This is a genomic window from Kribbella sp. NPDC020701 (assembly GCF_055562215.1).
The window spans coordinates 122,307-144,844 of record NZ_JBVHFT010000006.1 but is presented as its reverse complement, the minus strand read 5'-3'; the positions used below and the strand labels follow the sequence as shown (position 1 = coordinate 144,844).

Genomic DNA, 22,538 nt, shown 5'->3' with positions numbered 1-22,538 from the left:
TGGTGGTATGAAGATCATCACCCAGCGAGAGTTCCGCAACCACTCCGCGGCGGTGATGGATGCTGTCGAGGCGGGAGAGACCTACCACATCACCCGCAACGGCGCGGAGGTCGCCGAGTTGCGGCCGCTCGCCACGCGGCGTCAGCCGACCACTGAGGATCTGGTCGCCCAGCATCGGCTGCTGCCTCGGATCGACGCCTCCGCGATGCGGAGGGAGGCCGACGAGTTCTTCGGGTCGGAGGACCGGATCGGCGACGATGATGACCCGTTCGAGCGCGCATGAGCGAGCGTTTACCAGTGGGTGTCCTCGACACCTGCACCTATATCGACTTGCTGGTTCTGGACATCGCCGACCTCCCGCAGCGTTCCGAGCTGACAGCCATTTCGCTGGCAGAACTGCACCAGGGTGTCGAAATGGCGAAGGATCCGTTCACTCGGGCTGCTCGGGCTGAGGTACTGAGTTCAGCGGTGAGAGCGTTCGACCCGTTGCCGTTCGACGGGAACGCGGTGACGCGGTACGGGACCTTCGTGGCGCTGACGGTCGCGGCTGGACGAGATCCCCGGCCCCGGCGGATGGATCTGATGATCGCCGCGATCGCCTCCAGCCGGGATCTGCCGCTCTACACCCGCAACGCAGCGAACTTTCGCGGGCTCGACGACCTGCTGACGGTACGGGCGGTCTGATCACCGGGGTTGGCTTGCGCAATCTGAGACGACCGGTCATATTGGTGGCATGGCGCGGCGGAGTATGAAGGAAGAGATTCTGGGGGCTGGGGTGGACCTGTTCCTGGAGCGCGGGTTCAACGCGGCTGGGGTGAAGGACATCACGGACCGGGCCGGGGTTCCGAAGGGGTCGTTCTACAACCACTTCGAGAGCAAGGAAGCGCTCGCCACGGTCGCGCTGGAGCGGTACGGCGACTCTCGCCGGCTGAGTGATCTCGCCAACCAGGAGATACCGCCGGTGGAGCGGATCCGGCGGCACTTCGAGTTCCTCCGTGACGAGCTGCCGGACTTCGCTCGCGGGTGCATGTTCGGCAACTTCAGCGCTGAGATCGTCGACCACAGCGAGCCGCTGCGGCTGCGGGTCAAGGGCAGCTTCGATCAGTGGTCGGAGATGCTCGCCGACGCGATCGCCGAGGGCCAGGAGGCGGGGGAGATCCGCGCCTCGCTCGATCCGCGGCCGACCGCGCACTACCTGACCAACGCCTGGGAGGGCACCCTGCTGCAGGCGCGCGCGGACAAGACCGGCGACGCCTTCGACATCTTCTTCACCATCACCTTCGACGCCCTCCTGACCTGAGAAGCCGTCCCGACCCCGGGACGGCTTTCTTGTACCCAGAGCAAGATGACCGACCGTCTTAAGGAGTGTCCATGACCACCTACCGTGCGATCGAGGCCGTCGAGGACGGCACGTTCACGCTGGTCGAGCGCGAACTCACCGCCCCCGGCGCCGGCCAGGTCCGGATCGCCGTCGAGGCCTGCGGCGTCTGCCACAGCGACGTCGTCGGCGTGCACAACCTGTTCGGCAACCACCCGGCCGGTACGGCGATCGTCCCCGGCCACGAGGTGGTCGGCCGGATCGACGCGATCGGCGACGGTGTGGCCACCTGGGCCGTCGGGCAGCGCGTCGGCGTCGGCTACTTGGCCGGCCCGTGCGGCGTCTGCGCGAACTGCCGCCGCGGCGACTTCGTCTACTGCTCGAACCAGCCCATTACCGGCGACACCATCGACGGTGGGTACGCCGAGTTCCTGACCACGCCCGCCAGTGGGCTGGTCGGCGTACCGGAGGAGTGGGACGCGGCTGAGGCGGCGCCGCTGTTGTGTGCGGGGATCACGGTGTTCAACGGCCTGCGCAAGGGTGCGGCGCGGCCCGGGGATCTCGTCGCCGTCCAGGGGATCGGCGGACTCGGGCACTTGGCGATCCCGTACGCCGCCAAGCTCGGGCAGCGAGTGGTCGCGATCGCGCGCGGCGAGGAGAAGCGTGAGCTCGCGCTGAAGCTTGGCGCGAGCGAGTACATCGACAGTGCGGCGGCGGATCCGGCCAAGACGCTGCAAGAGCTCGGCGGCGCCCGGGTGATTGTGGCGACCGCGGCCAGCGGTGCCTCGATGACGCCGCTGGTCGACGGTCTGGGTCTGCGCGGCAAGCTGATCGTCGTCGGTGCGGCGACCGACCCGATCGAGGTGACGACCGGCTCGCTGATCTTCGGCGGCCGTTCGATCGAAGGCTCGCTCACCGGCACCCCGAGCGAGAACGAGGAGAACCTCGCCTTCGCGCTGAGCAACGACGTCCGCCCGATGGTCGAGCGCGTCCCGCTCGACCAGGCGCCCGAGGCGTACGCGCGGATGCTGTCCGGCGCGGCCCGGTTCCGCATGGTCCTGACGACGGGAGCCTGACCATGCAGCTGATCCTGAAAGCCCTGGGCGACGTGCTCGAGAACGCCGTCCTCGACCACGATCCCGACCTGACCGTCGGCCCGGACGAGGTGCTCGTCCGGATCGAGGCGGCGACGATCAACCCGGTCGACGCCATGCTTGCCTCAGGCAACTACGGCTACCGGATCGAGGTCCCGTTCGCCCTCGGCTCGGAAGGCGTCGGCCGAGTGGTCGAGGGCAGTGCCGAACTGTTGGGCCGGCGCGTGCTCATCCTGCCGAACTACGAGCAGGGGACCTGGGCAGAGCAGGTCGTCGTCAAGGCGGCCAACGTGATTCCGATCCCGGACGAGGGCGACCCGCTGCAGCTCGCGATGCTCGGTATCAACCCGCTGACCGCCCACCTCGCGCTCACCAAGTACGTCGACCTGAAGCCAGGAGACTGGATCGGGCAGAACCTGGGGAACTCCGCCGTCGGGCAGTACGCGGCGGCCCTGGCGAAGCACGCTGGACTCAACGTACTGAGCGTCGTACGACGGCCGGTCGCGCTGGACGCCGACGCGGTTGTCGTCGACGGCGACGATCTGGCCGAGCGGATCCGGGCCGAGCTGGGGGACAACCGGCTGAAGCTGGTGCTCGACGGCGCCGGTGACGCGACGGTCGGGGCACTGGCGCAGGCGGCCGAGTTCGAGGGCACGGTGGTGAGCTACTCGTCGGTGACCGGGCAGCCGCCCGCGATCGGGCTCGGGGACCACATCTACCGACAGTTGCGGCTGAGTGGCCTGTGGATCGTCAACTGGCTGACCACCGCTCCCCGGGCAGAGGTCGAGCGGACGTACGGCGACCTGTCCCGGCTGGTGGTGGACGGCGTACTGCGGGCGCGCGTCGAGGCGACGTACCCGCTGGGGGAGTACGCGCAGGCGCTCGAGCACGCCCGGCGGCCGGGGCGGGGCGGGAAGGTTTTGTTCAGGCCGTGATCGTCATCGAGGCGAGCTGGTCGTCCTGGACGTCGAAGGTGAAGTGGGACGGGCCGTTGAAGCCGTCGCCGCCGACCTGGGTGACGATCGTGAGCGGGTTGCCGGGCGTGGACACCTCGGTGCCGGTGAAGGTGGCCCGCTTGCCGATCAGCTCGTTCCCGCTCCAGGAGCGGATCCGGTCCGGGCCGCGGAACTGGCGGCCCCAGTCGTCGACGTAACCGTCCGGGGCGAACGCCGCCACGAACGCGTCGTTGTCCTGCTCGTCGATCGCGGTGAGCGCGCGCTGGACCGCGGCCGGGATCTCTTGGCTCATGGAAGTGACGATAACCCCCCCGGTTGAACCGGTCGCGCGATCCGCACGTATGGCGGGTGAGGTCGGTCAACCGAGGAGGATCTGATGAAGCGACTGGGCAGTGTGATCGGTGTGATGGCGCTCGGCCTGGCCGGGCTGACCGCGTGTGGTGGCGGCGACGACTCGAGCTCCGGGTCCGGATCCGGCGCGAGTGCGTCGCAGGCCGCTCCTCAGACCGGGTCGGCGGCGAAACTGGCCACCGCAGACGTCAGCGGCCTCGGCAAGGTCGTTGTCGATGGCAACGGACGGACCGTGTACATCTTCGACAAGGACACCTCCGGCAAGTCGACCTGCCAGGGCGACTGCCTGGCCAAGTGGCCGGTGGTGGCGGCCGGCGACGGGACACCGCAGCTGGATGGGATCGACACCTCCCTGGTGAGCACGATCACCCGGTCCGACGGAAGCAAGCAGCTGGCGATCGGCGGACTGCCGCTCTACCTGTTCGCGAGTGACGCCCGGGCCGGTGACGCCAAAGGCCAGGCAGTCGGCGGCGTCTGGTGGGTCGTCGGCGCGGATGGCAAGAAGATCACCACGCAGCCGTCCGGCTCGGGTAATGGCAACGGTTACTGAAACTCTGCCGCGGTGGGTCCCGGCCATTGCCAAAGGCGGGGAATCCCCTATCGTACGGACGGTGGGTGACTACCCAGGGCCGGACGCCGCCGAGACGTTGATCCGCACCCTGTACGCCGAGCACGGGCGCAGCCTGCTGGCCTACGCGACCCGTCTCACCGGCGACCGGGCCGCGGCGGAGGACGTCGTGCAGGAGACGCTGGTGCGGGCGTGGAAGCACGCCGACGACCTGACCGAGGGCAAGGGGTCCATCCGGGGCTGGTTGCTGACGGTGGCGCGCAATATCGTCACCGACCGGGCCAGAGCGCGGGCGGTGCGGCCGGCCGAGGTCGCCGACGTGGTGGACAAACCGCCGGTGGAGAGTGATCACTCCGAGGCAGTGGTGAACACCATGGTGGTACTGGACGCTCTGGACAAGGTGTCACCGGAGCATCGCGAGGTGCTGGTGCAGTTGTACTACCGCGGCCGGTCGGTGGCCGAAGCCGCGAAGGAACTGGGTGTCCCACCCGGTACCGTGAAATCGAGATCGTATTACGCCCTCCGAGCCCTGCGCGCGGTGATGGCAGGAACAGAAGCGGAGGTGGCCCAATGAGTGAGCATGACCGTACGCAGCTGGGCGCCTACGCCCTGGGTGCGCTCGAGCCGGACGAGGTCCACGAGGTCGACGAGCACCTGGCTACCTGTGCCGAGTGCCGGACCGAACTGGCCGAGTTGCAGGAGATGAACGACTTCCTCGGCGAGGTGCCACCGGAGGCTTTCCTGGACGGCCCACCCGAGGGCGGCGACCTGCTGCTGCAGCGCACGCTGCGGGAGGTGCGGGCGCTGGCTCCCGAGCCAGTTCCGGCTGCGGCCCCCGTGAAGGTGAAGCGGCGGTCCCGCTGGCTGCTGGTCGCAGCCGCGTTCGTCTTGGTCGCCGGGGCGCTCGTTGGAGGGGTAGCCCTCGGCCGGCAGACCGCACCGCAGGCCGACGAGCCCGTGGCCGGTTACAAGGAAGTCACCGCGACCGACGCCACCACCGGCACGAAGATGGCGACCACAGTCGAGCCACGGGCCGGTTGGAGCTGGGTCCGGGTGAACATCACGGGTCTGAAGGCCGGAGCGCAGTGCCAGATGTTCGTCACCGACACGTCCGGCAAGACCTGGGTCGCCGGCAGCTGGGTGGTCTCCCCGAAGGCAGCCCGTGAAGGCAGCGCCTTCGGCGGTGGAGTCCTGGTGCCGCTCGACCAGGTCCGTTCAGTGGAGATCAAGACTCTTCAGGGAGAACACGTGGTGACCGCCACCATCTGAACAACCCGGTTGCAGCGCACGAGAGGATGGAAGCGTGCCTACTACCGCTGACGACCTGAGGGCCCGCCGGAAGGCCGCGGCTGACAACTGCGAGCGCTGGCTCTCGCACCGACGGGTCTCCGTGCCGGACCGGCTGCGTCGGCTCGCGGAGGTCGCCACCGATGACCAGGGTGACAGCTATGGCAACGGTGGCGAGGTCGCGGCGCTGGAGCAGGAGGTGGCCGAGCTGCTGGGCAAGCCGGCGGCCGTATTCCTGCCGACCGGCATCATGGCCCAGCAGAGCGTCCTGCGCGTGTACGCCGATCGTGCGGGGACCAGCCGGGTAGCGGTGCACGGGCTCTCACACCTGCTGGTGCACGAGCTGAACGCACTCGAGGAGGTGCACCACCTCCGCATCGAGCGGTTGACCTCCGATCCGCGTCAGCCCCGGCCGGACGAGCTGGCCGCCATTCCCGGGAAGCTGGCCGCGGTGACGCTGGAGCTGCCGCTGCGCGATGCCGGGTTCGTCCTGCCGTCGTGGGACGAGCTGGTGGTGTTCGCCGAGTCCTGTGCGGAGCGCGGCGTACCACTGCATCTGGATGGCGCTCGCCTGTGGGAGAGCGCGCCGTACCTGGCGCACAGCCTGGCGGAGATCGCCGCGCTCGCGTCGTCGGTGTACGTGTCGTTCTACAAGGTGCTGGGTGGCGTGAGCGGTGCGGCACTGGCCGGGCCGGAGGACGTCATCGCCGAGGTACGGCGCTGGCAGCGGCGACTGGGTGGCAACCTGTACTCGCTCTTCCCGTACGCCGTGTCCGCGCGCGACGGACTGCGGACAGTCCTGCCGGTGATGGACGACCTCTACCAGCGGGCCGTCGAGCTCGCGATGGCCTTGCAGAGCGAGGGATTCCGGGTCTTCCCGGAGCCGCCGCACACCAACTCGTTCCGGCTCTACGCGCCCCGCGCGGCCGAGGCGATCGAGCTGTCCGCGGTCGAGCGGATGGAGACGACGCGCGAGTCGATCTGCGGTCCCTGGCAGCCGGCCGACGTACCGGGCTGGTCGTGGGTGGAGCTGGTGACCACGCCGAGCTCGCTGGAATGGCAGGTCGACGAGATCGCGAAGGCGTTCGGGGAACTTTTGGTGCACTGAGCACGTCATGCTCAGTGTTGGGGTTGGGATACGGGGAGAGATGTGCTGACATTCGTCGTCACCATGGTGGTTCTGCTGGTTCTGTCGGGGCTCGTGCTGCTGGCCGTTGCCCGGGGTGAGGGGAAGAGATTCGGGTAGCCTCGCTGGATGAGGCGACTGATCTTTCAGGAGTACGTCACCCTCGACGGGTACGCCGCCGGGCTGGACGGTGGGCTGGAGTTCTTCGACTCGATCGCCGAGCATTCCGACGACGACAACCTCGCGTTGCTCGAGAACGTCGACACCATGCTGCTCGGCGCCGAGACGTACCGGTTGTTCGTGGCGTTCTGGCCGACCGAGGCGTCGGCCGACGAGGCGATCGCCCCGCAGCTGAACGCATTGCGCCTGGTGGTCGTGTCGACGACCCTCGAGAGCGCGCCGTGGGGACCGTACGAGCCGGGCCTGGTGGTCCGCGACATCGACGCAGTGCGAGCGCTCAAGGCCGAGCAGGACGGCAAGGACATCATCTTGTGGGGCAGCATCTCGCTGTTCCACTCGCTGCTGCAGGCCGGACTCGTCGACGAGGTGCAGCTGCGGATCTGCCCGATCCTGCTGGGGGACGGCAAGAGCGCGTTCCCGAAGGGTGGCTCGCCGGTCGCCCTCGAGCTGATCGAGGCCAGGCCGTGGGCCAAGGGCGGCGTCCTGGTCCGCTACCAGCCGGCTAGCTGACCGCGTCGACGATCGCTGTCACGATCGGGGCGGCGACGGTGACGGTCGGAAGGATCAGCAGTGCGGCCGCACCGGCGTACGTGATGGCCGAGAGCCAGCGCTCCTGAGGCTCTGGGTCGGCCAGACGCTGCACTCTGAGGACTGTCGCCGACTTGGCTGCGGCGAGGGCTGCTTCAGGGGCAGGCGCACCGGCCAGTGCGACCAGAGCGCGGGCCAGCGGGCGCGGTCCGTTCCGGCGACGGGCGTCGTCGTCCGCCAGCAGTTCCACCAGCGTGCGTGCCTGCTCCAGCGCCACATCGCTACGGACCCAGCGCGGGAAGGCCATGTGCAGTGCTGTGAACGCCTCCAGCACCAGGTCGTGGCGTGCGCGCAGGTGCGCCTGCTCATGCGCCAGTACGGCGTGGAGCTCACTCTCATCGAGTCGTTCCAGCGCACCGACCGAGACGACGACACGCGCACCGCGGAGTGCCGGCAGGCAGTAGGCGAGCGGCGTCTCCTCGGCCAGGACCCGCAGACCGGGGATCAGACCATCCGGTGTGGCCAGGACGTCGACCAGGTCGCGGTGACGTTTGCGGCGAGCTCTGGTGCCGACGGCCACGTGTCCTGTCGTCCACAGCAGCTTCACCAGGACCAGTGCGGTCATGGCGAGGATCAAGGCCGCCAGCAGGTCCCTGGGCGACGACGAGTCGAAGCGGGGCTGGCCCGGCTCGCCCGCGGTGGAGTAGGACAGGGCTATCCCCGCACCCACGGCGGCGAGGACGGCAGCCAGGGCTATGGCTTGCCAGAGTGCGACAGCGGCACGCGGGATCCGGTACGGCCAGCTGGAACGAGCCAGCAGCGCCGGTGCCGGTCCGGTCAGCACCAGGGCGAGTGCGGCCAGCAGGACCGGCGTGATCATCCCGCCTGTTCCTCCAACCGGGCCAGGGCCTCACGCAGGAGTGCGGCCTCCTCGTCGCTCACTCCTCCGACGAAGCGGACCAGAGCCTCGCGGCGGTCGCCGGCACGCTCGAGGGCATCGCGCATCAGGTCGGCGGCGAGCTCCTCCCGCGGCGCCGCAGCCCGGTAGCGCCAGGCCTTGCCGTCGCGCTCCCGCTCGGTCAGCTTCTTCTTCGCCAGCCGGTCCAGCACCGTCATCACGGTGGTGTAGGCGAGCTCCCGGGTACGTGACAACTGCTCGTGCACCTCGCGCACGGTCAGCGCGGCCGAGGTCGCCCAGAGCTGCTCCATCACCAGCCGCTCGAGGTCGCCCAGGGGACGCGGGGCCTTCTCCTCACTCGCCACGTGACCAGTATAACTACACAATGTAGTAGATCCGCGCTAGCCTCTACTACGTCACGTCGTAGATGGGCTCGGGAGGCCTTGCCGTGGACACCCTGGATCTGGCCCGCTGGCAGTTCGCGATCACCACCGTGTATCACTTCTTCTTCGTGCCGGTGACGATCTCGCTGGTCGCGATCACCGCCGGTCTGCAGACCGCGTGGTATCGCACGGGCAACGAGAAGTACCTCCGGCTGACCAAGTTCTACGGGAAGCTGTTCCTGATCAACATCGCGATGGGTGTGGTCACCGGCCTGGTGCAGGAGTTCCAGTTCGGGATGAACTGGAGCGACTACTCGCGCTTCGTCGGGGACGTGTTCGGTGCCCCGCTGGCGCTGGAGGGGCTGCTCGCGTTCTTCCTCGAGTCGACGTTCATCGGGTTGTGGATCTTCGGGTGGGAGCGGTTGCCGAAGCTGGTCCACCTGGGCTGCATCTGGATGGTGGTGCTCGGCACGCAACTGTCGGCGTACTTCATCCTCGCGGCCAACTCCTGGATGCAGAACCCGGTCGGCTTCCGGTACAACGCCGTCCGCGGCCGGGCCGAGATGACCGATCTGTGGGCGGTGCTGACGAACAAGGTCGTCCTGGTCACCTTCCCGCACACGATCTTCGCCGCGTTCATGGTCGGTGGCGCGTTCGTGGCCGGCGTCGCGCTCTGGCACCTGGTACGGCGTCCCTCCGTGGACAAGGACGTGTTCCGTTCGGCGCTGAAGATCGGCGCGTCGGTGGTGCTCGTGGCCAGTGTGGGTGTCGCGATCAGCGGTGACCTCCAGGGCAAGGTGATGACCGAGGTGCAGCCGATGAAGATGGCGGCGGCCGAGGCGTTGTACGAGACGGAGAAGCCGGCGTCGTTCTCGGTCTTCACCGTCGGCACGCTGGACGGGTCGAAGGAGATCTTCTCGGTCAAGTTGCCTTACCTGCTGTCGTTCCTGGCGACCGGGCATTTCGACGGCCAGGTGAAGGGGATCAACTCGCTGCAGGACGCGTACGAGCAGCTCTACGGTCCGGGGTCGTACAAGCCGAACATCCCGCTGACCTACTGGACCTTCCGGCTGATGATCGGGGTCGGGATGGCGTCCGCGGCGATCGCGGCGTGGTTGTTGTGGGTGACGCGCCGGGGCCGGGCGCCGGGCCGGTGGCTGATCTGGCTGGCCGCGCCGCTGCCGTTGCTGCCGCTGCTGGCGAACACCTTCGGCTGGGTCTTCACCGAGACCGGGCGACAGCCCTGGCTGGTGTTCGGTTTGTTGCCGACGGCATCGGGTGTGTCACCGGGGACGACCAGCGCGGAGGTGATCACGTCGCTGGTGGGCTTCACCGTGCTGTACGGCGTACTCGCGGTGGTCGAGGTGAAGCTGCTGCTGCGGACCATCCGGGGCGGACTGGCGGGAACCGACGCACCCGCCGCCGAGGGGCCGCCTGACGGCTCACCGGACGAGACCGAGAAACCACTGTCGTTCGCTTACTGAGGGGCTCGAGATGGAACTGACGACTGTGTGGTTCGTCGCGATCGCGGCGCTGTGGACCGGGTACTTCGTGCTCGAGGGATTCGACTTCGGGGTCGGGACGCTGTTGCGGGTGCTCGGCCGCGACGAGCCCGAGCGGCGCGCCGCGATCACCACGATCGGCCCGGTCTGGGACGGCAACGAGGTCTGGCTGATCATGGCGGGTGCTGCGACGTTCGCGGCCTTCCCGGAGTGGTACGCGACGCTGTTCAGCGGGTTCTACCTGCCGCTGTTCGCGATCCTGCTCGGGTTGATCGTGCGCGGCGTCGCGCTCGAGTACCGCGGCAAGCGGAGCGAGCCGGAGTGGCGCGACCGGATGGACCTGCTGATCATCATCGGCTCGGTGCTCCCGGCGGTGCTCTGGGGCATTGCCTTCGGCAACATTGTGCGGGGGGTGCCGCTGGACGCGGACCACGAGTTCGTCGGCAGCTTCGGCGGCCTGCTCAATCCCTTCGCCCTGCTCGGTGGCGCCACCTTCCTCACGGTCTTCGCGACGCACGGTGCGATCTTCCTCGCGCTGCGCACCACCGGTGACCTGCGGGTCCGCGCCAACCGGCTGGCGACCCGAGTGGGTGCCGTCGCCGCCGTACTGGCGATCGCCTTCCTGGCCTGGGCCCAGGCGCTGCGTGGCGACACCGCATCTGTCATTCTGACGATCGCCGCGGTGGTCGCGTTCGCCGGCGGCCTGGTGGCCAACCTGTTCCGTCGCGAAGGCTGGGCCTTCACCGGTACGGCGCTCGCCATCGGACTGGCCGTGGTGTCGTTGTTCACCGCTCTGTTCCCGGATGTGATGCCGTCGACGCTGGAGCCCGGGACGACGCTGACCGCGGTCGAGGCCGCGTCGTCGGCGTACACGCTGAAGGCGATGACGATCATCGCCGCGATCTTCATGCCGTTGGTGCTGCTGTATCAGGGCTGGACGTACTGGGTGTTCCGCAAGCGCGTCACGGTCGAACCGGTCGTAGTGTCGTGAAGCCGCTCGATCCGCGGCTGCTGCGGAGGGCTCGGGGTGCCCGGGTCTTCCTGGCCGCGTCGGTGCTGATCGGTGTCGCCAGTGGGGTGCTGATCGTGGTGCAGGCCGTGTTGCTGGCGCATGGCATCGCGGGAGTGGTGCTGCACGGCAGTGCGGTCGCCGGTGTGGCCTCAGGGCTGGTGGCGGTCGTCGTGGGACGAGCCTTGCTGGTGTGGGCGCAGGAGGTGGTGGCTCAGCGGGCTGCGGCTGCGGTGAAGTCGACGCTGCGGCGGCAGGTGCTGGAGCACTCGTTGAAGCTCGGCCCGGTGTGGTTGAGCGGTGAGCGCAGTAGTGCCCTGACAACTCTGCTCACCAAGGGACTCGACGACCTGGACCCGTACTTCGCCCGCTACCTGCCGCAGCTCGTCCTCGCGGCGACCGTACCCGCCGGAGTGGTCGGGTGGATGGCGACCGGCGACCTGATCGCGGCCGGAACTGTGGTCATCACGCTTCCGTTGATCCCGATCTTCATGGCCTTGATCGGCTGGGCGACGCAGGCCCACAGCCGCCGTCGCCAGCACGCACTGGCCGTACTGGCGCACCACTTCGCCGATGTGGTCGGCGGACTGCTCACGCTCAAACTGTTCGGCCGCGCGAAGGCTCAGGAGTCCGCCGTACGACGGGTGACTGACAAGCACCGGGTTGCGTCGATGAGCAGCCTGCGGCTGGCGTTCCTGTCCTCATTTGCCTTGGAACTGCTGGCCAGCATCTCGGTGGCGCTGGTGGCCGTCGGTGTCGGCCTCCGCCTGGTCGACGGCAAGCTTGGACTCGAGACGGCGTTGATGGTGTTGATCCTCGCGCCCGAGGCGTACCTTCCGCTCCGGCAGGTCGGTCTGCAATTCCACGCCAGCGCCGACGGAGTGGCCGCGAGCGAAGAAGTGTTCCGCGTGCTGGAGACCCCGCTCCCCGAGCGCGGCGACCGCATCGACGTACCCGATCTGCGGCTGAGCCCGCTCTACCTGTACGACGTGACCGTGCGCTACCCGGGTCGGGATCAGCCGGCGCTGGACGGCTTCGACCTCGAACTCCGCCCGGGTGAGGTGGTTGCGCTCACCGGGCCGAGTGGTGCTGGGAAGTCGACGGTGTTGTCGGTGTTGCTCGGGTTCGTCGAGCCGGAGCGCGGAGTGGTCGTTGCCGGTGGCAGTGCGGTGGACGAGTTCGAACCGAGCACCTGGAGGCGCCAGTTCGCCTGGGTACCGCAGCGACCGGGTCTTCGACTGGGCACTGTCGCCGACAACGTGCGGCTTGGTCGGCCGGATGCCTCGGACGATGACGTGCGGTTGGCGCTGATCGGGGCAGGTGCCGGCGAGCTCGAGTTGGACAAGGCCGTGGGGGAGCAGGGGCGGCTGCTGTCGGGTGGGGAGCAGCGTCGGGTCGCTCTCGCCAGAGCACTCCTCACGGACGCGCCGGTGCTGTTGCTGGACGAGCCGACTGCCGGGCTGGACGCGGATGCGGAGGCCGCGGTGATCGACGGACTGCGGGCCGGCGGCCGGACCGTTCTGATGGTGGCGCACCGGCCGGCTCTGATCGCTGCCGCCGACCGAACCGTGACCATCGGTGCTAGGGAGCTGGTGAGCGCATGACCACATGGGGGCTCGCGCGGCCGCAGGTGGGCATGCGGTGGCGGTTGTTGCTGGCGCTGCTTCTCGGGGTTGCGGCGGCGGGTTCGGCGGTGGCTTTGCTGGCTACCTCTGCCTGGTTGATCACGGCTGCCTCCGCTCAGCCGCCGATACTCTTGCTGATGGTGCCGATCGTGGCAGTGCGCGCGTTTGGCGTCGGGCGTGGCGTGTTCCGGTACCTCGAGCGGTTGGTGGGACACGATGCGGCGTACCGGGTGCTGGGGGAGACGCGGGCTCGCATCACCGGGCGGCTGGAACGGTTGGCGCCCGGTGGGTTGACCTCGCAGCGCAAAGGCGATCTGCTGGCGCGGCTCGTGCTGGATGTGGACGCAGTGCTCGACCTCTGGCTGCGGGTAGTGCTGCCGGTAGCGGTCGCCGCGGTGACAGCCGCCGCGACTGTCGGTCTGCTTGCCCTCCTGCTGCCCACGGCCGGGGCGGCCGTCGCACTGGCGGTTCTGATCGCGTGCACGCTCGTACCCTGGCTGACGGCCAAGTCCGCCGAGCGCGCCGAGCAGAAGATCGCCGGCGCACGAGGAGACGTCGCCGCAACCACCACCGAGACGCTCCTGACCGCAGGCGACATCGTGGCCTTCAACGCGATCGATGACGTGTTGGACGCCTTCAGCAGGAGCGACGCAAGACTCGCAGCTGCTGAACGTCGATCCGCGTGGAGCGCTGGACTGGGCAGCGCACTGCTCGTCCTGTGCGTCGGCGGAGCGAGCGTGGCAGCCCTGGTGCTCGGCAGTACGGCGAACATCACCGGCGCGGTCTTCGCGGTACTGGTCCTCACCCCACTCGCGCTGGCGGACGTCCTAGGTGGCATCCCCGCGGCGGCCCAACTGGCGATCCGGGTCCGGTCCTCGCTCGGCCGCGTGCAGGAACTGCTGGACACGCCGGAGCCCGTCACCGAGCCGACCCAGCCGCTCCCGCTCCCCACCGGCCGCGACCTCCAGGTGAAGCTTCTGCGCGTCGGGTACGACGACCACGACGTACTGGACGGTCTGAGCGTGGACATGCCTGCCGGCAGCCGGGTGGTCGTCACTGGGCCGAGTGGTTCGGGGAAGAGCACGCTGGCCGCGGTCCTGCTGCGGTTCCTAGAGCCGCGAGCCGGAGAGGTGCTGCTGGACGGTGTGGACATGTCCAGGCTCGAAGGCGACCAGGTCCGGTCCGTGGTCGGCCTCCTGACACAGGAGAGCCACGTGTTCGACACGAGCATCCGGGAGAACCTGCTGCTCGCCAAGCCCGGTGCGAGCGACCTGCAACTCTGGAGGGCGCTCTACCGGGCGCGGCTCGGGGTGTTCGTCGAGAAGCTGCCGGACGGGCTGGACACCATGGTCGGCGAGCACGGCGCGCGTCTGTCCGGCGGTGAGCGGCAGCGACTCGCCTTTGCCCGGCTCCTGCTCGCCGATCGCGACGTACTCGTCCTGGACGAGCCGACCGAGCATCTGGACGAGGAGACCGGGCGGGCCCTGCTCGCGGACCTGTTCGCCGCGGCCGATCGCCGTACGGTGGTCCTTCTCACCCACCGGCCCGAGCTGGTGCCGGATCACGTACCGCGACAGCTGGTGTGCCTGACGTGACGAATGCGGGTGGCGGGCCGGGCGTCTGTCAAGATGGGGAACCGTGTTGACTCCACAGCTCGTCACGCTGCTCACCGACCAAGCCCTGATCGCCATCATCGTGGTGATCGCGGTCGTCCTGGTTGCCGGTACGACCGGACTCGTCGTCACCCGGCGGCGCAGGTCCGAGCTCCCGCGGGCCGCTGAGCCCGCGTCGCTGGAGACCGCCGAGCCGACGGTCGGTGAGGACGCGGAGGAGCCGCGGGACACGCCGACCCGGACGCTCGAGGACACCGAGCTGCCGGAGGCCCCGGTCGCGACGATCGAGAAGCCGGAGTCCGCGCAGGGCCGCCTGGTCCGGCTGCGGGCGCGGCTGGCACGGTCGCAGGGCTCGCTCGGCAAGGGGCTGCTCGCACTGCTGTCGCGGGACAAGCTGGACGAAGAGGCGTGGGAGGACATCGAGACCACGCTGATCACCGCGGACGTCGGTGTGGCGCCCACGCAGGAGCTGGTCGAGAAGTTACGGACCCGGATGCGCGTGGAGGGTGTGAACGGTGGCCAGGCTCGCGAGATCCTCCGCGAGGAGCTGATCGCGCTGGTCAACCCCTCGCTGGACCGGACACTCAAGGTGAGCCGCAAGGAGACCCAGCCGGCCGTCGTCTTGGTAGTGGGCGTCAACGGCACCGGTAAGACGACCACGGTCGGCAAGCTGGCGCGCGTACTGGTCGCCGAGGACAAGCACGTCGTACTCGGCGCGGCGGACACGTTCCGCGCCGCGGCCGCGGACCAGCTGCAGACCTGGGGCGAGCGGGTCGGGGTGCGGACCGTGCGTGGCCCTGAGGGCGGCGACCCGGCCAGCATCGCGTTCGACTCGGTCAAGCAGGGCATCGAGGAGGAGGCGGACGTCGTCCTGGTCGACACCGCCGGCCGGCTGCACACGAAGACCGGCCTGATGGATGAGCTCGGCAAGGTGAAGCGGGTGATCGAGAAGTCCGCCGAGGTGGACGAGGTGCTGCTCGTCATCGACGCCACCACCGGTCAGAACGGGCTCACCCAGGCCCGCGTGTTCGCCGAGGTCATCAACGTCACCGGTCTGGTCCTGACCAAGCTCGACGGTACGGCGAAGGGCGGCATCGTGATCGCCGTGCAGCGTGAGCTCGGCGTACCGGTGAAGCTGGTCGGTCTCGGTGAAGGACCCGACGACCTGGCACCCTTCGATCCGGAACAGTTCGTCGACGCTCTGCTGGACTGATGTCGAGAACGCGGTGGCGGCTCCGTCTCCCGGGTACAGGCCCTACGAGGAGGACATGAGATGACCAAGTTCATGCTGCTGATGACCATGGACGGCGGTAACTGCGACACCCCGATGCTGGAGTGGGACGAGGCCGACATGAAGGCCCACATGCAACACCTGGGGGACAGCATCGAGCGGCTTCGGCAGAGTGGCGAGCTGGTCGAGGTGAACGCGCTGACCTGGCCCAAGCACGCCAAGGTGGTGCGCGCGACCGGTGTGAGCGCGCCGGTCCTGACCGACGGCCCGTACGCCGAGTCCAAGGAGGTCCTGGCCGGCTACACGATGGTCGACGTCGAGTCGGAGGAGCGGGCGCTGGAGATCGCGGCGGAGCAGTCCTGCGCCCCCGGCCCCGGTGGTGTCCCGCTCGAGCAGCCGATCGAGGTCCGCCGGGTCATGGATTCGGATGGCGACCTCCACGACATCTGACGGTGCTCACGACCGAGCACTCGAGGACCTGCTGCGTGAGCTGACGCCGCAGGTCCTCGGTGCTGTCGTCCGCTGGTCCGGGGACTTCGCCGCCGCGGAGGACGCCGTCCAGGAGGCTTTGCTGGCTGCGGCTACGACGTGGCCGAAGAACGGTACGCCGGACCACCCGAAGGCATGGTTGATCCAGTCCGCGTCCCGTCGGGTGATCGACGAGGTGCGACAGGAGCAGGCCCGGCGGCGGCGTGAGGAGCGCGCGGCACTGCGGGACCTGCCGCCGGAGGATGTCGAGGAACGCGACGACACGCTCCAGTTGCTGTTCCTGTCGTGCCACCCGTCGCTCACCCCGGCATCGGCGGTCGCACTGACACTGCGTGCGGTCGGTGGACTGACCACCGCCGAGATCGCCACGGCGTATCTGGTGCCTGAGGCAACGATGGCGCAGCGGATCAGCCGGGCCAAGCAGAAGCTCAAGGGTGCGGCCTTCGAGCTCGACGCGAGCGAGGAACGGCTGCGCAACGTGCAGCACGTGCTCTATCTGATGTTCAACGAGGGCTACATGAGCACCAGCGGTCCGGAGCTGGAACGCAGCGACCTGTCCGGTGAGGCGATCCGTCTGACCCGCGCTGTGCATGCACTGCTGCCGGACGACGGCCAGGTGACCGGTCTGCTCGCGCTGATGCTCCTCAACGACGCCCGCCGGCTCGCACGCACTGGCAGGGCCGGGGAGCTCATCCCGCTCGCAGAGCAGGACCGCACGCTGTGGAACAAGGACTACATCACCGAAGGCGTGGCGCTCGCGGTCCAAGCGTTCAGTACGCCGCCAATCGGTGAGTACCAGCTCCAGGCCGCGATCGCCGCACTGCACGACGAGGTGGACCGCGCAGAGGACACCGACTGGCCGGAGATCCTCGCGCTGTACGGAGTGCTGGAGGAGCTGTCCGGAAACCCGATGGTGAAGCTCAACCGCGCTATCGCCGCCGCCATGGTGGACGGCCCGGACGCCGGACTCAAGCTCCTCGAACCACTCGACGACGAACTGGCGGGCCACTACCGGCTGGACGCCACCCGTGGGCACCTCTACGAGATGCGCGGCGACAACGAGACCGCGGTGCATCACTTCCGCGAAGCGGCCCGACGGACGACGAGCCTGCCGGAGCGCGACTACCTCACCAGGAAAGCAGCCGGGCTCCCGCGGATCAGCTAGGCCGGGCCGTCTCCAAACCCCTGGGGTCTGTCCGGTGCCAAGTATCAGGCGTACTGCGCGAACGCCGGCTCGATGTCGTCATCTGTTGCCAAGAGCAACCGAAGCAGGACTCGGGCCTTGTACGGATCGAGGAACCCGCCGTCGATCAGGCCGTGCTGCAGCAGATCCGACTCCGACCCGACCGACCGATAGGTGTTGCGCGCGATCGAGCCGGCGCCGGTCCGCGATGTCAGGACCACCGGCATTCGCGCGGCGAGCTCTCCCAGTACGGGCGCGAGTGCGGCCGGGACATGCCCGACGCCGAAGCCGGCCACCACCAGACCCTGGTGGGTGTCCGCCAATCCCTGCAACAGCAGCCCGTCGTCGTCCATGGTGACGGTGTAGAGCGCCACCCGGGTCGCATCGAGCTCGGCCGGCTCAGCACTTCCCTGTACGCCGTCGAGACGCAGCGGGCGCGTGAGGACGCGAACCCGGTCCTCCACCACGTGACCGATCGGACCGGCGTTGGGTGACACGAAGGTCGCCGTACTCGTGCTGTGCGTCTTGCGCACCCACCGGGCCGCGTGGATCTCCTCCTTGAACACGACCAATGCGCCGAGGTCGCGGGCCGCGGGGGAGCAGGCGACGCGGAGAGCCGCCAGGAGGTTCGCCGGGCCGTCAGGGCCGGCCAGAGTGGGGTTGCGCATCGCACCGGTGAGCACGAACGGCTGTGGGTGCGGCCAGACCTGATCCACCAGGAAGGCGGTCTCCTCCAGGGTGTCGGTGCCTTGAGTGACCACGACACCGACAGCGCCGGCGGCCACGGCCTTCGAAGCGGCGTCGACGACCTCGAGCATCTTCGCGGCTGTCAGGTTGGAACTCGGCACTGCCTCGATGTCCTGGATCTCGACCGGCCGGTCGAGATCGGACAGCCCGGGCACTGCGGCGGCGAGGTCTTCGCCGGTCAGCCGGTGTCCACCGGCCATGGCGATGGTGCCGCCCAAGGTGAACAACGCGATGCTCACTACCTGCTCCTCCTCAGTCACACGGACGGGCGCAGCCTACTTGCTAGCGGGTGCGGGCCCGGACGTGCATCCGTTCACCCTGCGGCCCGTACAGGCACAGCACCTCGGTTGCTCCCGGACCGGGGTTTCCGAACCAGTGCGGCACCCGGGTGTCGAACTCTGCCACCTCGCCTTCCTTCAGGATGAAATCCTGGTCGCCGAGCCTGAGGCGGACCTGTCCGGACAGCACATAGATCCAGTCGTACCCCTCGTGCGTCTTCTGCGCTACGTCATTGCCGGGGTAGCCCTCCGGGAGGATCTGCTTGAACGCCTGCAGCCCACCCGGACGCCTGGTCAGCGGGATGTGCACGGTGCCGTGGCGCTTGATCGGCTTGGCGTAGATCCGCGGGTCGCCGGTCGGCGGCGCGTCCACCAGTTCATCCAGCTGAACCTGATGGGCGCGGGCCAGCGGCAGAAGCAGCTCGAGCGTCGGCCGCCGCTGACCTGACTCCAGCCGCGACAGTGTGCTCACCGAGATCCCGGTCGACTCGGACAGCTGGGCCAGCGTCGTCCCGCGCTCGACGCGCAGTGTGCGCAAGCGTGGGCCGACCCCTTCGAGAACCTCGTCGAACGTTTCCATGTTGCCATTGTGGCAAAGAAGGTTGTCGAAAACGAGAATCATCACGAATCCTCGAAGCAACAGAGAGGAACCGGAGATGACGAAGTACGACGTGATCGTGATCGGCGGGGGCGCCGCCGGGCTGAGTGGAGCGATGGCGCTGGCCCGGTCGCGACGCTCGGTGCTGGTAGTGGACGACGGAACGCCGCGCAACGCGCCCGCGGAGGGCGTCCACAACTTCCTGACCCGCGATGGTGTGCCACCGGGCGAGCTGTACGTGCTCGGCCGCCAGGAGGTCGCAGGGTACGGCGGGGAGATCGTCACGGGCACCGTGACCACGGCCGGCCGGGACTCCGACGGTTTCACGGTCGAGCTCGCGGACGGTACGGCGTACCGGGGCCGGAGACTGCTGGTGACGACCGGACTGGCCGACGTGCTGCCCGACGTACCCGGACTGGCCGAGCGGTGGGGGAAGGACGTGTTGCACTGCCCGTACTGTCACGGCTGGGAGGTGCGGGACCAGGCCATCGGCGTACTGGCGACCAGTGCGATGGCGCTGCATCAGGTGCAGCTGTTCCGGCAGCTGAGTGACGACGTCACGCTGTTCCTGCACACGGCTCCCGAGTTGACCGACGACCAGTGGGAGGAGCTCGCGGCCCGCGGGATCTCCGTAGTCGAGGGAAAGGTCGAGCAGGTCGAGGTGGAGAACGGCAAGCTCACCGGAGTCCGGCTCGAAGGCGGCAAGGTCATCCCGCGGCAGGCACTGGCGATTCAGACCACGATGCGGGCACGGGCGGACTTCCTGGCCGACCTGGGTCTGGAGACGGTCGTCCGAGAGACCAACGGCATCCTGATCGGCACCGTCGTGCCGGTCGACGCGCGGGGCGCGACCGAGGTGCCCGGCGTGTTCGCGGCCGGCAACGTGACCGATCCGATGGCTCAGGTGATGTCGTCCGCGGCCGCCGGCCTGATGACGGGCGCCGGGATCAACTTCGACCTGATCACCGAAGAGACGCGATTGGCCGTAGCAGCGCGCAGTAGTTGAGAGGTTGAATAGAGGCGGGAGGGTGGATGCGCGACACGGTCGACCCGGACTTCGCCTCGTATGTCGATGCGCGGCAGGGCAGATGGCTCCGTACGGCGTACCTCGTGTACGGCGACTTGGAGCGAGCCGAGGAGGCGCTGTTGCGCGCCTTCACCCGGCTGTCGCTGCGTTGGACGAAGGTTGACGATCCCGACGCCTTCGTCCAGCGGGTGCTCTATCAGCCCGTGCTGAAGCCGTGGAACCGGGCGAAGGCGTTCCCGGACGAAGACGACCCGGTGAAGATCGCGCTGGGCGAGCTGAGCCCTGCCCAGCGCACGGTGTTCGTGCTGCTGCATCTCGAGGAGCTCACCGAATACGAGGTTGCCGACCTACTGAGCCTCTCGCATCAGACTGTGCACGGGCACGGGATGACGGCCTTCAGCCGGTTCCGGACGGCGATGGGTGCGGGGGACTGGCGGGACGCCGGCACGGGAGAGTCGCGGTGAGGCCGGAAGACGTCGGGCCGCTGCTCCAGCGGGCCGCGGATCGGCTGCCGGAGCCGGACCTGGCCGACGCGGCCTGGGCCGAGGGCGTGGCCACCCGGCGACGGCGGCGCCGCAGCATCCTGGTCGGTCTGGTGGTCGTGGTCCTCATCGCTCTCGTCGCGGCGATCGGGGTCGGAGCCAGCTCCGGCAACAAGGCTGACTTCGTCCCGCCGACCACTCCGCCCACCGACCCCAGTGACATCGCACCGGCCGGACAGATCGCCGGGATCGACTACTGGATGGCCCCGCCGCCCGGCAGCGAGCGTTTCCTCGACCGCCTCGAGACCCCGCTCGGTGATCGCCTGCAACTGCCGGACAAGGTGCGGTCGCTCTCGGACCAGCGGATCGACCGGATCGCGGCTGTGGTGCTGGTGAAGCGCGGTGGTGGCTACGAGCCGCTGCTGCTCGGTTCGGACTCCTCGTGGTCACTGGCGGACGTGCAGTTGGTTGCGATCGCCAACGGATCGCCGTTGAGCCCTGGAACCGTATCTCCCGACGGGCACATGGCTGCCTTCCCGCAGCCGGGCGAGCTGGTCACCGTCGACGCGTCGACGGCCGAGGTCACGCACTACGACGTACCGACCGAGGACCTTCGGAGTGTGTCCTGGCTGGGAGATGCCCAGCGTGTTCTCGTCAGTGGACCCGGTGTGGCCTATCGCGTGCTCGTGGGCGAGGGCGGCTTCGGCGAGGGAGCACTGGTGAAGATCAGCGGCACCAGCGACCCGGAGGACGTCACCGCGCCCTTCCGGCTGGATGCCGGGGCGGTGATGCGCTATCTGGTCAGCGGCCAATGGATGATGGACAGTGCACTCGCGCTGCCGGTCCGGCGGTGGGTGGGTCAGACTTTCTCGTCGGACAATGCGGCTGCCCGGCTTTTCGTCGCCGACGACCTTCCCCAAGTGCCGACGAGGGTCTCTCAGCCTCAGGTCGTCGCGGCGATTTCCACCCTGCGAACGCTCCCCAGTCGCCTGCTGGTGCTGGGGGAGCCCGGCGCCGCACCGCCGACAACGGAGATCGGTCCGGCCGACCGGCAGGCTGTCCGTGCACCTGGCTGCTGCTCGGTGCTGGGCTGGTACGACGACAACACTCCGCTGCTGGAGGTCCAAGGCTGGGTCTTGGCCTGGGACCTGTACTCAGGCAGAGTCCGGCGAGTCACCGAACTCGCTGTGGACGGTTTGGCGATCGGACCAGGCGTCCGACCCTGAACCGTCCTTCATGATGGCCCGCATGGTCACCTCGACCAGGCGGTCAGCCTCCTCCGGTACCGGCATCGGCTGTCCGGTCAAGGTGCGGATGATGAACACTCCGGCGAGCCACTCGACCATCAGTACCGGGTCCGCGGACGTCCGGACCGGTTCACCCCGGGTCCGGGCGCGCTCCAGCGCGGTCCTGGTCAGCGCGATCCGGCGCTCCAGGAAATCGCGGTAGATCGTCGCGGACCGCTCATCGCGGTTCGCCTCCGATACTGCGAGGCGGATCAGTGCAAGCCCCCTTTCACTGTTCACGAACAACAACGCGTAGCGGTAGACCTCGAGCAGATCACCGGCCAGCGAGCCGGTGTCGGCATCCGGGATCTCCAGGTCGAACAGTTCCGCCATCGCGTCGTTGGCGAGTTGTTCCTTGCTGGCCCAGCGCCGGTAGATGGTCGCCTTGCCGACACCTGCCGCTTCGGCGACGTCATCGACGGTCATCCCGTCGAATCCCCGCTTCAGCAGCAGTTCTATGGCGAACTGGCGGATCCTCGGCTCGGCGTCCGGATCTCTCGGCCGGCCGCGACGCGGCCTCACCTCTTGATTGGTCTCCATCTCTCGCCCCAGGCTCGGACGGGGGCAGTGGCGCGGCTGCTGTCCCGTGTGGTCCAGGCCAGAGTGTCACACCTTGCCCTTACGCGCCTGATATCGGCGCCGTCACCTCGATGTCACCTGGGAGCCCGCTTTGTCACATGCCTGAAACAAACGGACCGATCGGCTGAAACGGCGCGCCGACACCGTTTGCGGTGTGGCCGAGCGCGGGCTCCCCGGCGTTGTGGAGTTCTCCCGACTGA

General features: G+C 68.6%; 26 protein-coding genes. 20 read left to right on the top strand and 6 right to left on the bottom strand.

All coding sequences use genetic code 11. From position 1 onward, the window contains the following. Positions 1-7: 7 nt before the first annotated feature. The 5 genes from ACZ3HV_RS16270 (at position 8) to ACZ3HV_RS16250 (ending at position 3,347) form a co-directional block, all read left to right on the top strand. On the top strand, positions 8-283 hold the full coding sequence (locus tag ACZ3HV_RS16270; protein ID WP_360365004.1) for a type II toxin-antitoxin system Phd/YefM family antitoxin: 276 nt from the start codon (positions 8-10) through the stop codon (positions 281-283). After that, positions 280-684 (top strand): VapC toxin family PIN domain ribonuclease, encoded by a 405-nt coding sequence (locus ACZ3HV_RS16265; protein ID WP_465685018.1) that lies wholly within the window; start codon positions 280-282, stop codon positions 682-684. Before ACZ3HV_RS16270 ends, ACZ3HV_RS16265 begins: the two co-directional genes overlap by 4 nt. Before the next feature lie 49 nt (positions 685-733). Next, complete coding sequence (locus tag ACZ3HV_RS16260) at positions 734-1,300, top strand: TetR/AcrR family transcriptional regulator (RefSeq protein WP_465685016.1); 567 nt, start codon at positions 734-736, stop codon at positions 1,298-1,300. A gap of 71 nt (positions 1,301-1,371) precedes the next feature. Next, complete coding sequence (locus tag ACZ3HV_RS16255; RefSeq protein WP_465685014.1) at positions 1,372-2,394, top strand: alcohol dehydrogenase catalytic domain-containing protein; 1,023 nt, start codon at positions 1,372-1,374, stop codon at positions 2,392-2,394. A 2-nt stretch (positions 2,395-2,396) separates the two neighbouring features. Then, a complete protein-coding gene (locus ACZ3HV_RS16250) occupies positions 2,397-3,347 on the top strand; it encodes a zinc-dependent alcohol dehydrogenase family protein (protein WP_465685012.1) in 951 nt (316 codons plus the stop codon). Here the strand turns inward: ACZ3HV_RS16250 and ACZ3HV_RS16245 are convergent. Then, positions 3,337-3,660 carry a nuclear transport factor 2 family protein gene (locus ACZ3HV_RS16245; RefSeq protein WP_465685010.1) on the bottom strand — a complete coding sequence of 108 codons (324 nt, stop codon included), beginning with the start codon at positions 3,658-3,660 and terminating at the stop codon, positions 3,337-3,339. The genes ACZ3HV_RS16250 and ACZ3HV_RS16245 overlap by 11 nt on opposite strands. Positions 3,661-3,744: 84 nt before the next feature. On the opposite strand from ACZ3HV_RS16245, the gene ACZ3HV_RS16240 reads away from it, so the two are divergent. The 5 genes from ACZ3HV_RS16240 to ACZ3HV_RS16220 all read left to right on the top strand — a co-directional run bounded on the left by ACZ3HV_RS16240 (position 3,745) and on the right by ACZ3HV_RS16220 (position 7,390). Continuing rightward, positions 3,745-4,269, top strand: a complete 525-nt coding sequence (locus ACZ3HV_RS16240; protein ID WP_465685008.1) for a COG4315 family predicted lipoprotein — start codon at positions 3,745-3,747, stop codon at positions 4,267-4,269. A gap of 61 nt (positions 4,270-4,330) precedes the next feature. Further along, positions 4,331-4,861 carry a sigma-70 family RNA polymerase sigma factor gene (locus tag ACZ3HV_RS16235; protein ID WP_465685006.1) on the top strand — a complete coding sequence of 177 codons (531 nt, stop codon included), beginning with the start codon at positions 4,331-4,333 and terminating at the stop codon, positions 4,859-4,861. After that, a complete protein-coding gene (locus ACZ3HV_RS16230; RefSeq protein WP_360365020.1) occupies positions 4,858-5,556 on the top strand; it encodes an anti-sigma factor family protein in 699 nt (232 codons plus the stop codon). Before ACZ3HV_RS16235 ends, ACZ3HV_RS16230 begins: the two co-directional genes overlap by 4 nt. Positions 5,557-5,590: 34 nt before the next feature. Further along, a complete protein-coding gene (locus ACZ3HV_RS16225) occupies positions 5,591-6,682 on the top strand; it encodes a threonine aldolase family protein (RefSeq protein ID WP_465685003.1) in 1,092 nt (363 codons plus the stop codon). 147 nt (positions 6,683-6,829) lie between these two features. Further along, positions 6,830-7,390: a dihydrofolate reductase family protein gene (locus ACZ3HV_RS16220; RefSeq protein WP_465685001.1), complete on the top strand. Its 561-nt coding sequence runs from the start codon at positions 6,830-6,832 to the stop codon at positions 7,388-7,390. Here the strand turns inward: ACZ3HV_RS16220 and ACZ3HV_RS16215 are convergent. After that, entirely contained in the window at positions 7,383-8,288 is a 906-nt protein-coding gene (locus tag ACZ3HV_RS16215) for a M56 family metallopeptidase (RefSeq protein ID WP_465684999.1), read from the bottom strand. The two genes, ACZ3HV_RS16220 and ACZ3HV_RS16215, sit on opposite strands and share 8 nt — an antisense overlap. Then, positions 8,285-8,671 carry a BlaI/MecI/CopY family transcriptional regulator gene (locus ACZ3HV_RS16210; RefSeq protein ID WP_360365028.1) on the bottom strand — a complete coding sequence of 129 codons (387 nt, stop codon included), beginning with the start codon at positions 8,669-8,671 and terminating at the stop codon, positions 8,285-8,287. Before ACZ3HV_RS16210 ends, ACZ3HV_RS16215 begins: the two co-directional genes overlap by 4 nt. A gap of 83 nt (positions 8,672-8,754) precedes the next feature. Between ACZ3HV_RS16210 and ACZ3HV_RS16205 the strand changes: the two genes are divergently transcribed. Genes ACZ3HV_RS16205 through ACZ3HV_RS16175 form a run of 7 tightly spaced genes read left to right on the top strand, consistent with a single transcriptional unit; the run spans position 8,755 to position 17,323 of the window. Continuing rightward, complete coding sequence (locus tag ACZ3HV_RS16205; RefSeq protein ID WP_360365030.1) at positions 8,755-10,173, top strand: cytochrome ubiquinol oxidase subunit I; 1,419 nt, start codon at positions 8,755-8,757, stop codon at positions 10,171-10,173. A 10-nt stretch (positions 10,174-10,183) separates the two neighbouring features. Further along, a complete protein-coding gene (gene cydB, locus ACZ3HV_RS16200) occupies positions 10,184-11,182 on the top strand; it encodes a cytochrome d ubiquinol oxidase subunit II (protein WP_360365032.1) in 999 nt (332 codons plus the stop codon). Further along, positions 11,179-12,804, top strand: coding sequence for a thiol reductant ABC exporter subunit CydD (gene cydD / locus ACZ3HV_RS16195; RefSeq protein WP_465684996.1), 1,626 nt, complete (start codon positions 11,179-11,181; stop codon positions 12,802-12,804). The genes cydB and cydD overlap by 4 nt, the downstream gene beginning before the upstream one ends. Continuing rightward, positions 12,801-14,420 (top strand): thiol reductant ABC exporter subunit CydC, encoded by a 1,620-nt coding sequence (gene cydC / locus ACZ3HV_RS16190; protein WP_465684994.1) that lies wholly within the window; start codon positions 12,801-12,803, stop codon positions 14,418-14,420. The genes cydD and cydC overlap by 4 nt, the downstream gene beginning before the upstream one ends. A 43-nt stretch (positions 14,421-14,463) precedes the next feature. Next, entirely contained in the window at positions 14,464-15,651 is a 1,188-nt protein-coding gene (gene ftsY / locus ACZ3HV_RS16185; RefSeq protein ID WP_465684992.1) for a signal recognition particle-docking protein FtsY, read from the top strand. A gap of 60 nt (positions 15,652-15,711) precedes the next feature. After that, on the top strand, positions 15,712-16,119 hold the full coding sequence (locus tag ACZ3HV_RS16180; protein WP_360365040.1) for a YciI family protein: 408 nt from the start codon (positions 15,712-15,714) through the stop codon (positions 16,117-16,119). Then, a complete protein-coding gene (locus ACZ3HV_RS16175; protein WP_465684990.1) occupies positions 16,097-17,323 on the top strand; it encodes an RNA polymerase sigma factor in 1,227 nt (408 codons plus the stop codon). The genes ACZ3HV_RS16180 and ACZ3HV_RS16175 overlap by 23 nt, the downstream gene beginning before the upstream one ends. 44 nt (positions 17,324-17,367) lie before the next feature. Here the strand turns inward: ACZ3HV_RS16175 and ACZ3HV_RS16170 are convergent, their stop codons facing one another. Further along, a complete protein-coding gene (locus ACZ3HV_RS16170) occupies positions 17,368-18,327 on the bottom strand; it encodes an asparaginase (RefSeq protein ID WP_465684988.1) in 960 nt (319 codons plus the stop codon). Between the two features lie 43 nt (positions 18,328-18,370). Further along, the gene (locus ACZ3HV_RS16165; protein ID WP_465684987.1) at positions 18,371-18,946 is read right to left on the bottom strand and encodes a helix-turn-helix domain-containing protein; all 576 of its coding nucleotides are present in this window, start codon (positions 18,944-18,946) and stop codon (positions 18,371-18,373) included. Positions 18,947-19,022: 76 nt separating this feature from the next. On the opposite strand from ACZ3HV_RS16165, the gene ACZ3HV_RS16160 reads away from it, so the two are divergent. From ACZ3HV_RS16160 to ACZ3HV_RS16150, 3 genes are read left to right on the top strand one after another with little or no spacing between them, the layout of a single operon-like run. Then, a complete protein-coding gene (locus tag ACZ3HV_RS16160; RefSeq protein ID WP_465684985.1) occupies positions 19,023-19,970 on the top strand; it encodes an NAD(P)/FAD-dependent oxidoreductase in 948 nt (315 codons plus the stop codon). Between the two features lie 26 nt (positions 19,971-19,996). Beyond that, positions 19,997-20,455: an RNA polymerase sigma factor gene (locus ACZ3HV_RS16155; protein WP_465684983.1), complete on the top strand. Its 459-nt coding sequence runs from the start codon at positions 19,997-19,999 to the stop codon at positions 20,453-20,455. Continuing rightward, a complete protein-coding gene (locus tag ACZ3HV_RS16150; RefSeq protein ID WP_465684981.1) occupies positions 20,452-21,699 on the top strand; it encodes a hypothetical protein in 1,248 nt (415 codons plus the stop codon). Before ACZ3HV_RS16155 ends, ACZ3HV_RS16150 begins: the two co-directional genes overlap by 4 nt. On the opposite strand, the gene ACZ3HV_RS16145 is transcribed toward ACZ3HV_RS16150, so the two are convergent. Then, positions 21,628-22,281: a TetR/AcrR family transcriptional regulator gene (locus ACZ3HV_RS16145; RefSeq protein WP_465684979.1), complete on the bottom strand. Its 654-nt coding sequence runs from the start codon at positions 22,279-22,281 to the stop codon at positions 21,628-21,630. The genes ACZ3HV_RS16150 and ACZ3HV_RS16145 overlap by 72 nt on opposite strands. Positions 22,282-22,538: the final 257 nt, after the last annotated feature.